The sequence below is a fragment of the Rhizobacter sp. genome, from assembly GCF_046595475.1.
Lineage (GTDB): Bacteria > Pseudomonadota > Gammaproteobacteria > Burkholderiales > Burkholderiaceae_C > Rhizobacter.
In genome coordinates, this window is sequence record NZ_JBKJOQ010000122.1 from 44807 (window position 1) to 61230 (window position 16424).

Annotated in this window: 14 protein-coding genes; 10 read left to right on the top strand and 4 right to left on the bottom strand. The window is 65.2% G+C overall.

Translation table 11 applies throughout. The features are described 5' to 3' along the window. Window positions 1-11 precede the first annotated feature (11 nt). The gene (locus AC30QB_RS21920) at window positions 12-1007 is read right to left on the bottom strand and encodes a GDP-L-fucose synthase family protein (protein ID WP_489548399.1); all 996 of its coding nucleotides are present in this window, start codon (window positions 1005-1007) and stop codon (window positions 12-14) included. Window positions 1008-1086: 79 nt separating this feature from the next. Further along, on the bottom strand, window positions 1087-2694 hold the full coding sequence (gene xrtD / locus AC30QB_RS21925) for a VPLPA-CTERM-specific exosortase XrtD (RefSeq protein ID WP_489548400.1): 1608 nt from the start codon (window positions 2692-2694) through the stop codon (window positions 1087-1089). A gap of 213 nt (window positions 2695-2907) precedes the next feature. Here xrtD and AC30QB_RS21930 point away from each other — a divergent pair, with 213 nt between their 5' ends. The 4 genes from AC30QB_RS21930 to AC30QB_RS21945 are packed head-to-tail and all read left to right on the top strand — an operon-like array spanning window position 2908 to window position 5140. Continuing rightward, window positions 2908-3468 (top strand): LbetaH domain-containing protein, encoded by a 561-nt coding sequence (locus tag AC30QB_RS21930; protein WP_489548401.1) that lies wholly within the window; start codon window positions 2908-2910, stop codon window positions 3466-3468. Beyond that, window positions 3465-4103, top strand: a complete 639-nt coding sequence (locus AC30QB_RS21935; protein ID WP_489548402.1) for a class I SAM-dependent methyltransferase — start codon at window positions 3465-3467, stop codon at window positions 4101-4103. The genes AC30QB_RS21930 and AC30QB_RS21935 overlap by 4 nt, the downstream gene beginning before the upstream one ends. Window positions 4104-4138: 35 nt before the next feature. After that, window positions 4139-4609 (top strand): acyltransferase family protein, encoded by a 471-nt coding sequence (locus AC30QB_RS21940; protein WP_489548403.1) that lies wholly within the window; start codon window positions 4139-4141, stop codon window positions 4607-4609. A 42-nt stretch (window positions 4610-4651) separates the two neighbouring features. Continuing rightward, a complete protein-coding gene (locus AC30QB_RS21945) occupies window positions 4652-5140 on the top strand; it encodes a hypothetical protein (protein ID WP_489548404.1) in 489 nt (162 codons plus the stop codon). A gap of 33 nt (window positions 5141-5173) precedes the next feature. Here the strand turns inward: AC30QB_RS21945 and AC30QB_RS21950 are convergent, their stop codons facing one another. Both AC30QB_RS21950 and AC30QB_RS21955 read right to left on the bottom strand, forming a co-directional pair. Beyond that, window positions 5174-7567 (bottom strand): FlgD immunoglobulin-like domain containing protein, encoded by a 2394-nt coding sequence (locus tag AC30QB_RS21950; protein WP_489548405.1) that lies wholly within the window; start codon window positions 7565-7567, stop codon window positions 5174-5176. A 29-nt stretch (window positions 7568-7596) separates the two neighbouring features. After that, window positions 7597-8904 carry a glycosyltransferase family 4 protein gene (locus AC30QB_RS21955; RefSeq protein ID WP_489548406.1) on the bottom strand — a complete coding sequence of 436 codons (1308 nt, stop codon included), beginning with the start codon at window positions 8902-8904 and terminating at the stop codon, window positions 7597-7599. Between the two features lie 269 nt (window positions 8905-9173). On the opposite strand from AC30QB_RS21955, the gene AC30QB_RS21960 reads away from it, so the two are divergent. The 6 genes from AC30QB_RS21960 (at window position 9174) to AC30QB_RS21985 (ending at window position 16415) form a co-directional block, all read left to right on the top strand. Beyond that, window positions 9174-10652, top strand: a complete 1479-nt coding sequence (locus AC30QB_RS21960) for a hypothetical protein (protein ID WP_489548407.1) — start codon at window positions 9174-9176, stop codon at window positions 10650-10652. After that, complete coding sequence (locus AC30QB_RS21965; RefSeq protein ID WP_489548408.1) at window positions 10649-11944, top strand: lipopolysaccharide biosynthesis protein; 1296 nt, start codon at window positions 10649-10651, stop codon at window positions 11942-11944. The genes AC30QB_RS21960 and AC30QB_RS21965 overlap by 4 nt, the downstream gene beginning before the upstream one ends. Window positions 11945-12081: 137 nt before the next feature. After that, complete coding sequence (locus AC30QB_RS21970) at window positions 12082-12774, top strand: class I SAM-dependent methyltransferase (RefSeq protein WP_489548409.1); 693 nt, start codon at window positions 12082-12084, stop codon at window positions 12772-12774. Window positions 12775-12784: 10 nt separating this feature from the next. Continuing rightward, the gene (locus AC30QB_RS21975) at window positions 12785-13741 is read left to right on the top strand and encodes a glycosyltransferase family 2 protein (RefSeq protein ID WP_489548410.1); all 957 of its coding nucleotides are present in this window, start codon (window positions 12785-12787) and stop codon (window positions 13739-13741) included. Next, entirely contained in the window at window positions 13738-14931 is a 1194-nt protein-coding gene (locus tag AC30QB_RS21980) for a glycosyltransferase (RefSeq protein WP_489548411.1), read from the top strand. The genes AC30QB_RS21975 and AC30QB_RS21980 overlap by 4 nt, the downstream gene beginning before the upstream one ends. Continuing rightward, window positions 14928-16415 carry an SGNH/GDSL hydrolase family protein gene (locus AC30QB_RS21985; protein WP_489548412.1) on the top strand — a complete coding sequence of 496 codons (1488 nt, stop codon included), beginning with the start codon at window positions 14928-14930 and terminating at the stop codon, window positions 16413-16415. The genes AC30QB_RS21980 and AC30QB_RS21985 overlap by 4 nt, the downstream gene beginning before the upstream one ends. The last annotated feature ends 9 nt before the right edge of the window (window positions 16416-16424 follow it).

The window sequence follows — 16424 nt, forward strand, 5'->3', positions numbered from 1 at the left end:
GAGGGGCTACTTCAACGCACAGCCGCGAGAGCGGCGACTGTGGCGGGTTCGGTGTTGGGGGAAAAGCGCGCGAGGAAGTCTTCGTATGCGTCACGAATGCCGCGTTCCAGCGGAATCTGCGCTTTCCAACCCAAGCGCTCCATTGCCGACACGTTGAGCAGCTTGCGAGGGGTGCCATCGGGCTTGCTGGTGTCGAAGACAACGCGGCCCTTGAAGCCGACCGTGCGCACCACCAGATCGGCAATGTCGCGGATCGAAAGATCCTCGCCCACGCCGACGTTGATGCATTCGCCGACATCGCTGGCATCGAGTTTTTCGAGGGCGAACACGCAGGCCGATGCGAGATCGTCGACGTGCATGAGTTCGCGTCGTGGCGTTCCGGTGCCCCAAACGGACAACTCGTCGTGGTGCTGCACCTTGGCTTCGTGCGCACGGCGGATGAGGCCGGGCAGCACATGCGAGCCTAGCGGGTCATAGTTGTCGCCCGGGCCGTAGAGATTGGTCGGCATCAGCGACAGGAAATTGGTGCCGAACTGCCGGTTGTAAGACGCACACGCCTTCACGCCAGCAATCTTGGCGATGGCATACGCTTCGTTGGTCGGCTCCAGCGGGCCACTGAGCAGCGAGTCTTCCGAGATGGGCTGCGGCGCGAACTTCGGGTAGATACAGCTGGACCCCAGAAACACCAGCTTCTGAACGCCGTAACGGTGGCAGGCCTCGATAACGTTGGCTTGAATCGACAGGTTGCTGCGGATGAACTCCGCAGGCTGCTCGGCGTTGGCCAAGATGCCACCGACCTTTGCGGCCGCGAGCACGACGTGGGTCGGGCGATTCCACTGGAAGAACGACATCACGTCGCCCGACACGGTGAGATCGAGCTCCCTGCGCGTCGCCATCAGCAGGTTGTTGTGGCCTTGTCTCTGCAGGTGGCGAACGACGGCAGAACCTACAAGCCCGCGGTGGCCGGCCACATAGATTCGGCCGTTCTGAAGATCAGGATGATTCATGGCTAGGCCCTGTTTGCATGGGTATAGACGGTCGGTGATTGACGTGAGCGCCCTGTCGGTAAGGGTTCAGGTGTTTCGTTCAGTCGGGAATGTGCTGACGCAAGCGCGGTGCGGCCGTGTCCAGAAAGGCCGTCAGGCGCTGGTCGGCGCGGGCGATGTCTTCACCGGGCGCCACGGGCGTGACAAGTCGGATCAGCGCGCCGTCGGAGCGGTCTCGCGTGATGCCGTCCTGGAGAATGAACCACTTCACGGCGAGCTCGTTGGTGAGCACGCGGCCGCGCTGGTCGAACCAGTAGTAGACGAGCTGCTTTTGCTCGCCTTTCTGAATGATGGCGCGGTTGACCCGCATGGCAGCTGCAGGCGTGCTCGCGCGACTTGATGCCCGCAGCGCCACCGGTGCCTCTTCGAACTGCGAGATCTTCCAGCCGCCAGCCGGGATGCAGGTGCGCGGCGAGTGCGCCGACTGGCCACCGCTCTGGTTGTCGTAATAGGCGATGTAGAAGTTGACCCAGGGTTCACCGGCACGGCTGTAGTTGACGATCAGGTGGTCGTCGACGGCCAGCGTGGCGATCACGTCGCGGTCTAGGTGGTCGAGGCGCCCGACCCAGCCGCCCGGCAAGTCCAACGGGAACTGGGCCAGGGGCGCGCGCTGTGGCTTGGTCAACCCGCGTGGCGGCACCAGCATGGCGGCCGCGCCGGCGGCGGCCAGCAGCACACTTCCAAGCAACATCGGTGCTGACAGACGGTGATAGTGAATGGGCGCGCCTTTGGCGGGAGGCTCGGGGTATTCGAGGCCGAAGACCGCGCGCAGTGATCGGCTGCGGCCGCCGATGCGCGCCAGCACCATCATCTCGCCCACCAGCAAGAGCAGGCACACCATGAACATGAACCAGCCTTCGAAGTCGTGCAGCAGGCCTTCGGCCATGCTGCTGCCCCAGTACTCCACCGTCACGCCGATCAAGCCTATGCGCAGGCTGTTGATGACGATGGTGAGCGGGATCGTCGACACGACGATGAGGGCACGCTTCCACCAGGCACCCTGGAAAAAATAGGCCGCGAGGAAGCCCAACACCATCAGAGGGAACAGATAGCGCAGGCCGCTGCAGGCCTCGACCACCTGCAGCTTGAAACTGCCCAGGTCGATGACGTTGCCTTCAAGGAACACGCTGATGCCGAACAGGCGGATCAGCGCCACACCAATCTCTGACGAGATCAATTGCAGCTGCTGCGACAACTCGCGCAGCACGAACTGCGGCAAGGGGATCATGAAGAACAGGATCGCCAGCGGCATCGCGATGACGCGCGTGCCTCGCCAGCCGATGAAGCACCCCGACAGGCCGAACAGCGAGATGACGAAGCCGTACTGGCTGAAGAGCCGCACGGCGCTCATCTCGCCGAGCGCGCCCAGAGCCAAGCCGACCGCGATGACCAGCAGGCCCGTCCATGAACCCGTCAACTCGCGCTGGCGCAGCAGCTCGCTCTTTTGCCAGATGAGAAAGGCCGAGATCAGCGGAATGAAATAGCCGTAGCTGTATTCCTCTACCTGCTGCCAGCTGTTCACCATGAAGCGCAGGCCAGGGTAGAAGGCCGCGATCACGGCCGCCCCGGAGGTGGCCGCGACGAGCCACTGAGCCAGCGGCACTTTCCATACCGGGTCGGGAGTTTGCGAGATGAGGGCGGTCGACATTCCTGGTCTTCTTGTGGCGTGCGCGCGCTGGCACTGGATCGACTCAGGTTAGCGGCGCTTTGTGACATCGACATGGCGCAGACCTCGATTGGGTGGGCACGGGTGTCAAGGCGCCGACACATTCGCCCTCTAAGCTGGCGCGCTCTACAAGGTGGGTCGTGCAGAAGCGATCTACCACTTCGCGCCTTGGCTGCTTTTCTTCACTGTCTTTCGATGTCCACGACTCCCATTGCAGCGACCGCGGACCCCTATCTTCAGCCCAGCATGTCGCTGCGCAACCGCGCCGCGCGTGCGGTCTGGGGCATTGCGCACCTGCTGCTGATACGGCCCACGCCGCGGCCGCTGCACGCCTGGCGCGCGTTCGTGCTGCGCCTGTTCGGTGCCAAGCTCGGCGCTCACTGCCGCATCTACCCTTCGGCCGAGATCTGGGCACCCTGGAACCTGATCTGCGAAGACGCGGTGGCCATCGCCAACGGAGCGGTGCTCTACAACGCGCTGCCCATGCACTTGGCCTCGCACTGCACGGTGTCGCAAGGGGCCTACCTGTGCGGCTCGACGCACGACTTCGACGACCCTGCGTTTCCGATGATCAGCGCGCCCATTCGGGTCGGACGCTATGCGTGGGTGGCAGCGCGTGCGGTGGTGTGCCCGGGTGTGACAGTGGGCGATGGTGCGGTGTTGGGCCTGGGCAGCGTGGCCACGCGTGACCTTGATGCCTGGACGGTGTATGCCGGTGTGCCGGCGCGAGCAATTCGCAAGCGGAGCCGACCATGAAACCCGACCGCTCGATGATCGAGCAACTGCGCCCCGAGACAGAGCAACCCGGCCCCCGCAGCATTCATGCCCACGTCACGCGGCCCATCGTGCAGCAGCTCGTGAAAGCCGTGGCGCACACGGTGCTCGACCTGGGCTGTGGCAGCGGCTGGTTCAGTGCGGCACTCGATCGCTGCGGGTTCGCGGTGACTGGCATCGACAACAGCGAAGCCAGCCTGAACCTGGCACGACGGCACTACCCGCACCTGGGTTTTCATCGGGCGGATGTGACGCAGCCGCTAGACGCGTGTTTTGCGGGGCGATTCGACGCCGTGGTGGCGGTCGACGTGATCGACCACATGCCGCTGCCGCGCAAGCTGATCGAAGCCGCGCTCTCGGCACTCAAGCCCGGCGGGCTGCTGATCATCACGTCGAACTTCCATGGTTACTCAAAAAATGTGGCCCTGGCACTGGCTGGCCGCTTTGACTCGCGCTGGGATCCACTGCTCGACCACGGCAAGGTGAAGTTCTTTTCGCGCGCGACACTGACCTCGCTGCTGTGCGAGTTCGAGCTGCGCGATCTGCATTTCGAGACGGCGGGGCGTATTCCGATGTTTGCGCGCAGCATGCTGGTGGCCGCGAGAGCGCCGGCCTGACCCTCGACGCGCGCGGCGCACCTGGGGATGAAGTCGTGCTTCATGCATTGATCGTGGTCGTCAATCACATGGGGGCGTATGCAGAACTTGGCCTCTTGTCTGTCGTGCCGAGGTTGGGGGCGTTTGAGGCCATTCTGGGGTTTCTGGTCATCAGCGGCTATTCCGTCACCTCGTCGTATGCCGCGAAGCCTGCGGGTTTCCTGGCCCGCCGGCTGAAGCGATTGTTTCCGGTCTATGCGGTCAGCCTTATCGCCACCTTGCTTGTGACGGTGTACGTCGAGAAAGCAAGCTGGCCGAACCCCCTGGTCATTGCGGCGAATGCCTTGTTCTTGAATCAGATGGTCACGGCGACGTCGATCGTGGGCCCGGCATGGAGTCTCTCGCTGGAGTTCTGGCTCTACTGTCTGCTGCCGCTGCTGTATCCGATCGACCCGAAAACAAGCCGGTGGCTCGTGTGGACCTCGTTTGTGGCCTACTTGGCCTACACGGCGCTGAGAACGCTGTAGCACCTGCCCTATTACGCTGGGGTGGGGTTCGGGGCGAATCTCGTGTTCCTGTCTTTTGCGTGGGTATGCGGGTCCAGGCTGGCGCGCCCGCACGACGACGACGCTGCCGGCGTGCTGCGAGATTTGCGATGGATATTCACCGCACACGTTGTGCTCTCTGCGCTCATCCTGTTGGGGTCTAAGGTCAAGCGAAGCGCGCTGGAAGAATTCTGGCGTGTCGATCTACCGACCAGTGCCCTGCAAGCCTGCACGCTGGCCGTCATTTACCTGGCGTTTCGCCACCTCACGGTGCACAAGCCGGTCACGGTGGCCCCGCCGGTGAAGGCCATGCGCCTTCTGGGCGATGTCTCGTACCCGCTCTACCTCATTCACATTCCGGTCTGCATCGTGACGGCCAATGCCGGCGTGAGTTCGCCGTATCTGATCTTTGGTCTGTGTGTGCTGGTGTCGTACCTCATCTACCGCGTGTTCGACGACTACTCGCAACGCCGTTCACCCTCGCCGGGGCAGCCAGCACAGCGAATGGCCTAGCGGCTACTTGCGGGAAGACTCGGCCGCGTGGTATCAGCGCAGGACAATGGTGCCGCCCCGTTGGCCCCGCCCGCTCAAATCGCGCACGTCATTCCAGCCTTCGAGGCGCCAGCGGTGCACACCCGCGTGCGCCGATTCGTCGTTGTGATACAGGTAGAGCTGATCGTCGATGCGAACGAGCGTAGGGCTGAAGGCGTTGCCGCTCATGCCTGGCTGCACCGGCGCGGTGGGCGGAACGATGCTTGTGCCGAATTGGCCGATAAAGAGGCCCGACTCGTCGAAATGCATGAACTGGCTCGCCTGGCCGACCTGGCCGCTGCGCATGTCTTTGTAGAACTCGCCGTGGTAGCCGTAGACGACGTGACGCCCATGGGCCCACACCGCGTTGCCGCCGTATTGCAACGAGGCGTCGATGGCCTTGGTCTGGTAACTGCCCTTGCCATCCAGGGCGGCGGTCGGGCTGGCTTGCCAGAGCCAGCGCTGCCCGCCCCGCTCAGCCGCACCGAGATGAAAGCCTTCGTTGCCCCTGATCGATGAGTCGAAGAAGATCACCTTGCCCGAGCCGGTGAGGGGAAAGCGTGGCGGCATGCCCATGGCACCGCCGCGGAAGTAAGGCGTGCCATCCAGCGTGGGCACGCTCGCTAGCACCAGCGGTTCGTTTGACCACACGGGGTCGCCCGCGGCATCGAAGCCGGCTCGCGGCAAGCGCATCGAGGTCTGCGTTCGGGGGCCGGTGAGCGCGTAGCCGAGGTCGCCGTTCTCATACAGCACCTTGTAGGTGGTGCCCGGCAAAGGCGCACCAAAGGCGCGCACCACCCGCAGCGGCCCCGTGGCGGGTAGCTCGACTATGACCTGGCGCCTGTTGACCATCATCAGGCCGTAGGTGCGCCCGTTGGCGAAGGTCTCAACCGAAAGGAGTCCACCGAAGGCGGCGTTGAAGGCGTACTGGTCCGCCAGCGTGAGGGGCAGCCCGCCCAACCAGTTGCGCACCAGTTTCCAGGGTCGGCCGGCCCCCCAGGGGGTGCGGGTAGGGGCTTCGAATTCCAGAAAGTTGGCGAACACGCGATGCGGTGCACCGTGATCCACGGTCGATGTGTAGACGCCGGGCAGGTAGGCCACTTGGGCGTCGCTGCGCGCCGTGCCTTGCGCGAGCGTCGCATCGCTGGTTCGAAATCGCAGCATGCGGTTGTTGCAGGTGTCGATCACCCACAGCGTTTGCTCAGGGCCCACCGCCATGGACGTTTGCTCACGACCCTCGCGCGTCTTGAAGCAGAGCTTGTCGGGCTGGACCTCGGGGTCGGTGCCGTAGCCGCCGATTCGGCCGATCACGAAGTCGGGCCGGCCCTGCGGGTCAAAGCGCCGCAACTGCTGGCGAGCGCCGCCTTCGGCCACCCACAGCACGCCGCTGTCGGTGGGGTGGGCCGCCAGCGCCAGCGGCCGGGTGAGGCCGCTCAGGGTGGCCACCTGCCTCGGCACGTGGTCGAGGTCGGTGTAGCGCAGCACGGTATCGCCCGAGATGAGCCACAAGTCACCGTCGGCCGACATGGCGATCTGGTTCAGTGCCTTGCCAGCCAAGGGCACGGTCATCTCTTGCAGCAGCTCGCCGCTGTGTTTGTCGAACAGCCGAATCACATCGCGCATGCCGTGTGCCACCGCCAGCACCCGACCTTGCGCCTGCACTGCGATGCCGGTTGGCGCTTCGGAAGGCTCGGTGTGCAAATCGATGACGCCCCGGTATTGCTGTTGCTCGTAACACGCAGTGGAGTTGGGTCGGCGATTCAGGCAAATCGGTACCCCGGCGGCGAAGGCGCTCGGCTGGGCGCTCTGAAGATCAAAGGCGCCGACGAAGTTCGTGCGTATGAGCCCGCCCACGTTGGCCCAGTAAAGCCGGGTCGCGTCCACGGCGACCATGGCGTACGACACAAACGTGTCCTTGGAAGGGAAGGGTCGGGTGTCGCGCTCGGGCGTTGTCAAATCGAAGCCATGCAGCCCATCCTGCTGCTCATTGAAGCCCACGGCGTAGATCGCCTTGCGGCCCGAGATCACGATGCTTGTGGGCGGCAGGTAGGCCCGGTGTACCTGGTCGTCGCTCACCGTCGCCGAGCTGTTGCCGATCACCCCCTCCCACACGTAGCGCATGTGGTGGTGGATGAGTTTGACTTCGTACTCGCCGGAAGGCACGGGTTGACCGCTGTCATCCAGCCCGTCCCAGCTTCGCTGATGCGAGCCAGCGGTCAAAGGCTCGCCGCGCCACAGCGTGCGCAGCAGGCGGCCGTCGGTTGCATAGACGCCGGCGCTGGTGGTGGCGGCGCGTGGCAGCGAGAAGCTGATCTGTGCAAGGCCTGGCGTGGCGGCCGCTTCGACAGGCCCTGCCCAAACGCCACTTGCCCACCACAGTGCGGCCGCCCAGGCCCAACGCACGCTCATTGGAGTACCTTCGTGCCGCGCCCGCCGGCTCATGCGGTGGCGAGTTGGGATTTGCGCGATGGTGTTGCGCGTTGCAGGCGGGCCAGGGCGTCGCAAACCTTGCCGGTGTAGGTGCCCCAGCCAAACTCGAGTGCGCGCCGTGCGGCTTGGCGGCCCATTTCGATGCGCAGGGCCGGGTCGCGATACAGGCGCTCGAGTCGATCGCACACCGCTTCTTCATCGCGCTCGGGAATCACGAACCCATCGATGCCATCGCGCACGAGGTCACCGGGGCCGTTGGCGGTCACGATCACCGGCAGCCCGCAGGCCATGGCCTCCAGTACGACGAGCGGCATGCCCTCGACCAAGGTGGGCAAGACGAAGACGTGGCTGTTGCGATACAAGGCGGCGAGGGCCGGGCGCGTCTGGTGCGTGACGTGTTCGATGAGCGCGCGGTAGGGCTGCAAAGGCAGGTCACTGCCGACCACGCTGCCCACCAGGGTGAGGCGTGTGTCGGCGCGTGCGAAGCGGCGGTAGCCGCGCAGCAGGTAAGACAAGCCCTTGCGCTGGGTCAACTGCCCGGCATAGATGACCTTGAACTCGCTTGCCGGTGTTACCTGGGGGCTTGGGGTGAACGTCTGCAGGTCGACGCCGTAGGGCACCGTCCACATCTTCTCGCGCGCAATGCCTTGCGCCACGAAGCTGTCGGCAACAAAGCTCGACCCCACCAACACCGCGTCAGCGAGGCGGATCTCTTCGTCCAACCTTTCTTCGTGGCCGTCGGGCCAATCGTCGAAGTCGGGCCACGTCACGGCGAATTCGGGTTCGCGCTCGTTCTCCTCGAGCCGGATGCGGCGCCGCTCGCGGTGGTGGGCTACCGGGTAGTTCAGCACGGCTGTGCGTTGCGACTGGGCCGCCTGGAAGGCGGGCAGTGCAAAGCCTTCGTAAGCCACCACGCAGTCGGCGTGGGCCGCGTGGCGGCGAGCCGATTGGGCGACTGCTTCACGCACCGACATGTAGTGCTGGTTCGCCCAGCGGTGGCGGGTGGCCGGCGGCAGCACATGCAGTCGGCTGATCGCTGCGGCGCACAGGTCGGGCCAGACACCCGCCTCGCGGGTGAGCCCGGCAAGTGCCGGGTCGGTCATGCGTCGTCGGCCAAAAGTGCTGCCGTAGATTTGCCCAGCCCAGGGGACGGCTGACAAGGCGCGCTCCCAAGCGCGGCCCTTGTTGACGTAGGGCCGCACATAGGCCTCCAGCATTTCGCGTTGGCACAAGGCTTGTGCCAGTTGGTTCAGTTCGGGCGCGTTGAAGTTAACGACCAGGGTACGGGGCTGCGCAGCATCCTTCATGCGCAACATGTTAGGAAGGCCGTGTGACGGTTCGACGTGGGCCTGCGACATCTGGGTGCATACGGCCGTTGACGCCAAACCGCAATATTTGGTGGCTACAGTTCATAGCGGCCTTGGTACGTCAGCCCTTCGAGCGCAGACGGGCCGCATTGCCATCGCTCGCGAATCGGAAAGAACATCAAAAGAAACCAAAGCGCGCCTGAGCGTCACTGCTCGGCAGTCGGTTCGCAGCGACGGCCGCTCTTGTCATGAACCTTGTGCACTCTTCAACTCCGCTCATGGCAACGCCGGTTGGCGCAAATGAGCCGGCACGCAAGCGCCTGGTGACCGTGGTGTTGGTGATCTACCTGCTGGCGATCTTCGAAGGTGCGCTGCGCAAGTACGCCTTCCCACAGTTCAGCCAATTCATCTTTTTCATCCGCGACCCCTTTCTGCTCTATGCCTACCTGCTCGCCACGCGCCGCGGGCTCTGGCCGCGCAACAACTACTACTTCATGTTGGCGGTGTTCATGTGTGGCTTCGGCGCCTTGCTGCTGGGGGCGCAAATCATGACGGGCAGTTTCAGTGAGTACCGTGTGCTGCTCGGCATCTACGGTTGGCGCAGCTACTTCTTCTACATCCCGCTGGCATTTTTGGTGGGAGAGCAGTTCAGGTCTGCCGACTTGCAGCGCTTCGCACGCATCACCTTGCTGCTGGCCGTGCCCATCGGTGTGTTGGTGATCTTGCAATTCTTTGCACCCATCGACGCGCCCATCAACGTGGGTACGGCTGAAGAGGCCGAACTCAAGTTCAAGGGCATGTTCGTGACCTCCACCCACGTGCGCCCGGCCGGCCCGTTCACCTCCAACGCCGGGCAGCAGCAGTTCGTCACCACAGCCTTTGCGTTCTTGCTCGCGTTCTTGGTCGCGCCCGCGAAACAGCGCAAGGTGGGCTGGCTCATCTTGCTGCCTGCGGGAGCGGGGATTCTGAGCTGCGTGGCCCTGAGCGGCAGCCGGGGAACCATGCTGCAGACCGGCATGATTGCGATGTTTGCCCTGGCGCTTGGCCTGCTGGGCCGTGGCGCCGCTTTGAAGGCCAAGGCGTTGGCGCTGCCTGCCGCACTGGCCATGGCGGCGATTGTTTTGTACCCCATCGTCTTTCCCGAGGGGTTCGATGCTTTCGTTCAGCGCTGGAACTCGGCGGACGCCTATGAATCGCGCGGCTTCGAAGGCGGTGTGTTCGGGCGGGCGCTGTATGGCTTTGTCGACTTCTTGCGCCTGGTTGAAGACACACCGGCGCTGGGCTATGGCTTGGGCTTCGGTGGCAATGCGAGCAACCGGCTGGGCGCCATGGTTGACGGCATCAAGCCTTGGGATCTGGCCGAAACCGATTTCTCGCGGCACATGGTCGACTTGGGGCCGACCTTGGGCATGCTGTTCATCGTCTACCGCGTGGCGCTGGTGGTATGGCTGACGCGCATGGTGCTGCTGGCCACGCGCCGTGTCTCGGACCCGTTGCCGATGATGCTGTTTTCGTACGCGATGTACGTGGTGGTGCTGGGCCAGATCACGGGAAACGGATCGATCAACGTATACGGCTGGTTGTTCATGGGGCTGTGCATCGCGGCGTCGCGTGAGGCCTTGGCGTCACTGAAGGTCAGCGTGCCGGCCCGCGCGAAGCCGCTACGTCTGGAGCGGCCACGCTGGTTGTCGCGTGCTCCGGTGCCGCGTTCGGCGCGGGCCGAGGCCCCGCTGCGCGCCGCGCGGAGGCGCTGGTGAAGGCGCTGATCACGCGCCAACGCGTGGCCCGGTTGATGGGGTTTGCCTCCACCCAATTGGCTGTGCAATTGATCGGCTTTGCCGCGGGCATTCTGCTGGTGCGTCACCTCGCGCAAAACCAGTACGGCTACTACACGCTGGCCATCAGCATGACCAGTATCGCGGCGATCTTGAGTGACTTGGGCCTGATCACGGCCACGATGGCGGTCGGCGGTCGCCTGGGCGGACGGCGCGGGGCGCTCGGCCACCTGGTGGCCGATGCCTATGCCTTGCACCGCCGCCTCGCCTGGGTGGCCTTGAGCGTGCTGGCGCCGTGCTTTGCGTGGTTGCTGCTGCGTCAACACGCGGCGCCCTGGCAGGTGGCTGCCCTCACGGTCTTGATCATCGCCACGGCGGTGCTGAATGTTCGGGCCGGTGTGGCCCTGTCGATTGCGCGGCTGCTGGGCCATGTCGGGCTGCAGCAAAAACTCGATCTCGGCGTGAACCTTGTCAAGCTCGCGCTGCTGATGGCGGCGACCTGGTTGACGCTGGATGCGACGGTGGCCTGCCTCGTCAACGCGGCGGCGGCGGCGGCCTATTTCGTCATGTTGAGCCGCTACATGGATGCAAAGCTGGAGCTGCCTGCCCGCGCCGCCGGCGTGCAGGCGCCAGCATTGAGAGACCACCTGTGGAAGCAGGCGCCCAACTCGGTCTATTTCGTTCTCAGCAGCCAGCTGGCGCTGTGGCTGATCGGCGTTTTCGGCAGCGCCGAGCGCGTGGCGGAGGTCGGTGCGCTCAGCCGGCTGGGCGCGTTGTTCACGGTCATTTCTGCGGTGTCGGCCGCCTTGGTGTTGCCTTACTTTGCGCGCCAAGACGGCCATGCCGAGCTGCGCGCCGGCTTTGTCGGGGTCAACGTCTTCTACGCAGCGCTGATGGCGTTTCTGTGTGGGGTGACTGTGGTGATACCCGGGCCCATTCTGTGGGTCTTGGGTGGCAACTACGCAGCGCTGCACACCGAGCTGATGTGGATGGTCGTTGCCTCGACCTTTGCCGCCTGGGGTGGCACGCTCTACAGCATCGGCTGCGCGCGCGGTTGGGTCTTGCCCATTGGGTGGACGGTCTCGACCGGGGTGGTGGCCACGGCTGCCGCCGCGAGCTGGGTGGACGTGTCCAGCGTGCGGGGCAGCTTCATGATCAACACCGCCACCGGCTTGGTCAGCACCGTGGTTGCCTTTGTTTACTTTCAATCGCAACTCAGGCGGCATCAGCAACGCAAGGCGATGCCCGCGACGCTTCCGCCCCTGCCCACCTGAATATTTCGTGAAGGCCCACCCGACGGGCTGTGGTGGGGCTCGTCAAAGTGTCACGTTGTTGGCCGAACATGGCGCAAACACCGGGCCGAGCTGGCGATGTGTGCCAGGGTGACCGACCCGAGAAGAACAAGGGCCTCATGATTTATCAGTCAGTGAATTCAGCGGTGCTGGCGCGCGTGCCACAACGTGTCGATCGCGTTTTGGACGTGGGCTGCGGTGGTGGGGCCTTCGGTGCCGCCGTCAAGCACAGAACACCATGCACGGTTGTGGGTGTGACCTACGCGCAAGCCGAAGCGCAGGTGGCTCGCCAACAGCTCGACCGCGTCGACGTTGCAGACCTGAACAACTTCGACCCGAGCGTGTTGGGCGAGTTCGATTGCATCGTCTGCTCGCACGTGCTGGAGCACCTGCATGCGCCGCAGCAGGTGCTGTCGCGCCTGCGTGCCTGCTTGCGGCCCGGCGGCCGCCTCGTCGTCGCGCTGCCCAACGTGCTGTTCTGGAAGCAGCGGTTTCAGTTTATGCGTGGGCACTTTCGCTACACCGACGGAGGGTTGATGGATCGCACCCACGTCCGCTTCTTCGACTGGCACAGTGCCGAGCAACTGGTGCGCGAGGCGGGGTTCCAGGTGCTCGAGCGCAACGCAGATGGCGGTTTTCCGCTCTCACGCTGGTGTGGGCCTACGCTCGGTCGGGCGATCGACCGCTGGGCGCTGGGGCGCTTCCCTGGGTTGTTCGGCTTTCAGTTTGTGCTGAGCTGCGAAGCCGCTCTCGCGCCGGGCGAGCAGCTTTCACCGTCGGAGCGCGTCGCCGCCCTGGCCGTTGCAGCGTAAGGGGTGCGACATGCAAACCCCGCTCGTGAGCATCGTCATTGCCGCCTACCGATCGCGCGCGGAACACCTCTCTGCAGCCATTAGCAGCGCGCTGTCGCAGACCGTGCAGGAGATCGAGGTGATCGTGTCGGATGATTCGCCTGACCAGCGTTTGCGCCGTCTGGTCGAGTCGTTCCGCGACCCGCGGGTGCGCTACTGCCACAACGCGCCGGCGTTGGGGGTAGCGCGCAACCACTGGGTGTCGTTTGGCCGTGCCCAAGGGCGGTACATCGCGGTGCTGAACCACGACGACTGGCTGGCGCCACATTTCGTCGAACGCCTGGTCGGCGTGCTGGAGCGCGAACCCGAGGCCACGCTGGCGTTCTGTGACCACTGGGTGATTGATGGCGCGGGCCGTCGGCTCGAAAGCGAAAGCGAGCACAACTCGCGGGCGTGGGGCCGCTCTGCGCTGGCCGAAGGCATGCATCGGCCTTTTGAGCGGCTGCTGGCCGAGCAGGTGATTCCTATGGCGATGGGTGCCGTGTTTCGCCGCGCAGCCCTGCCGGCCGAGCTGCCCGCACAGGCCGGGCCGGCCTACGACCTGTGGTTGACCTACCTGCTGTGCTGCGGTGGCCAAGGGGCTTGGTATGTGCGTGAGCGGCTCAGCGCCTGGCGTGCCCACGAGACCAGCCTCAGTGCCCAGGGCGGCATCGCCTGGCTGAGCGGGGCCGCCGCCTGCTGGCACAGCGTGGCGAGCGATGTGCGATTCGCCACCATTCGGCCCGAGGCCAAGCGAAAAGCGGCCTTGGGTTTCTACGACTGCGCCACGCGCTCCTGGGCCGGTGGCCGGCGTGCCGATTGCTTGCGCTACGCGGCGCGCTCGCTGAGCGCCATGCCCACCTTGAAAGGTGCGCTGGCCTGCTTGCTGCCGCTGTTGCCCCAGCGGCTAGCTCCGCTGCGCTGGGCGCGTGGCCAGGGTGCGGCGTGAACCTCGTGCTCTACACCCACCCGGCGTTCCTCGGCTCGCACAGCCAGGCGCACTTTGCGCGCATGCTGGCCGAGGCGTTTCGCGCGCGCGGCCACCAAGTGGCGCTGCGACAGCCCGATGGTTGGGTGCATGGGCGGGTGCCCACCGGGCGCTGGTCGAAATGGGCGGGCTATGTCGACCAGTACCTGCTGTTCCCGCGGCAGATGCGGGCCGCGATGCGGCGCGACCCCCGCGACACCTTGTACGTTTTTTGTGACCAGGCGCTGGGGCCGTGGGTTCCACACGCTGCTGACCGGCCGCATGTCGTGCATTGTCACGACCTGCTGGCCTTGCGTTCGGCGCTCGGCGAGATCCCGGAGAACCCGACCTCACTCAGCGGGCAGGTGTACCAGCGCTACATCCGCCGGGGCTTTCGCCAGGCGCGCCACTTCATCTCGATATCGCACCAGTCGCGCGATGACCTGCACCGCTACGGCGGCGTGACGCCCGTGACCTCGGAGGTCATCTACAACGGGCTGAACCACCCTTACCGCCGCCTGGCATCCGATGCGGCACGGCAGGTGCTGCAGCAAGCCGGTCTGACACCCGATGCGCGCGGTTGCCTGCTGCACATCGGCGGAGGCCAGTGGTACAAAAACAGCGCCGGTGTGGTGCGTCTGTACGCGGCGTATGCGCGGGCCGTAGTGGCAAGGGGTGACACGCCGCTGCCACTGTGGCTGGTCTCGCCGCCACCGAGTGCGGGCGTGCAAGCCGCGCTCTTGCACGTGCCGCCGCAGGCCGAGGTGCGCTTCGCCAGCGGCTTGGGAAACGACACGGTCGAAGCGCTGTATTCGCATGCCCGGGCGCTGCTGTTCCCCAGCCTGGCCGAAGGCTTTGGTTGGCCGATTGCCGAGGCCCTGGCCTGCGGCTGCCCGGTCATCACCACCGACGAGGCGCCGATGACCGAGGTCGGTGCCGACGTCGCTACTTATCTGCCGCGGCTGATGTTCGCCGACGACGTTGCGGCTTGGGCCGAGGGCGGAGCACGCCAACTGATTGACGTGCTCAGCCGGTCGGAGGCCGAGCGCGAGCATGTCGCCGGCCAGGCATGTGCCAGCGCACAGCGCTTCGACGCCACCGATGCGATCGAGCGTTACCTCGGCACCTACCAGCGCGTCTTGGCGTTTGAATCCCGGAGAACCTTGCCATGACCCTCGACATTCGCAAACTCTCTACCGCCGGTGCCGACATGCAGAAGACGGAGGCGCATGCCTCGCGTCGCACCGTGCTGAAGCGTCTCGGTGCCTTGACGCTGGCGCCGGGCGCCACGGCCACCATGCTTTCCGCATGCGGGGGTGGGGGCGATGCCCCTGCGCCGCCACCGCCAGCCCCCCCGGCGCCCACGTCGCTCGATCGTTTGAAGGCGGGATTGCAGCGCCCGGCGCTCACCGCCGCGAACGCCCCGGTTGAAGTTTTGCAGGGGGCGGCCGATGCGGATGTTTCGTCGCTGGGCTCTGGCGCGGTGTTCTACCCGCCGTTGGTCAACCCCAGACTGCAAACGCTGATGACCGTGCCTCAGGTATGGGGCCATCGGCGCGACCGCTGGGAGCTGCATGGCGGGTTCCCCGGCAAAAGTGGTAACGACATCATCTACCCCGTGGCCTTGCCCTATCGCGCGTCGGCCACGGTCGACAGCAACGGCATCTGCGGCCTGCATTTCATCTTCGACGGCGCCGCGTTTGAAATCTTGTTCGCAGGTGACAACGTTTGGGTGACGCTGATTGCCGACGGGAAGTACATGGCGCCAGGCATCGTCAACGCTGAACTGCGCGCTGGTGTGCCGGGCCTTCGGCTGTCGGCCCCCAACGCCCTTGTGCGTTTTGATTTCGGCAGCGCGGCGACGCGACACATCTCGGTCTATGGCGTCTCGGCGCGCGGCCCCGCGGCCCTCGTGATCGGCCCGCAAGACTCGCTGCGGCCGTGGGATAGATCGAGCGAACCCTCGGTGGCGGTGATGGCCGATTCTTATGGCGGCGGTGCGGGCCCCGATTGGCTGGGCGGAGCGTTCTACGAGGCCGCCGCCCGGCTGGGCATTCCGCACCTTGACCTCGACGCGGGCGGTGGCACCGGCTATGGGCGCAATGGGGGCATCAACGGGGCTGCGGGAAACACATTTCTCGCCCGCTTGCCGAGCATCGTTGATGCCCAGCCGGATTTATTCATCACCGCCGGCGGCATCAATGACAACAACGCGTTTGCCATTCCGCCGTTTGCCACTGCAGCCGACGCGCTCGCGAGTTTCAACGCCAGCGTCACGGCCTACTACATCGAACTGCGCCGCCAGCTGCCGCTTGCGGTGCTGGCGGCACTCGGCCCTTGGTCACCGAACTCGACCTTCTCAACCGCCGTGATGGATCGCTCGAAGGCCGACACCATCAAGGCGGCTTTGCAGTCGGTCGGCGGGCCTTGGATCTTCATCGACAACTTGGTCGGCAGCTGGGTCAACAGCGCTGGTGCCAGCGCTGCGCCGACCGGGCCGTGGCAGACCGGAACCGGCACCAGCGCGGCTCCCAACGGCACGGGCAACGGCGATCTTTACCTGTCTGCTGACGGTGTGCACCCGAACCCGGTGGGGTTCGGGTACTTGGGCCTGCGCATCGCTACTGACCTGCGCGCGGCATTGCTGGCCATGTGACTGCGCTTG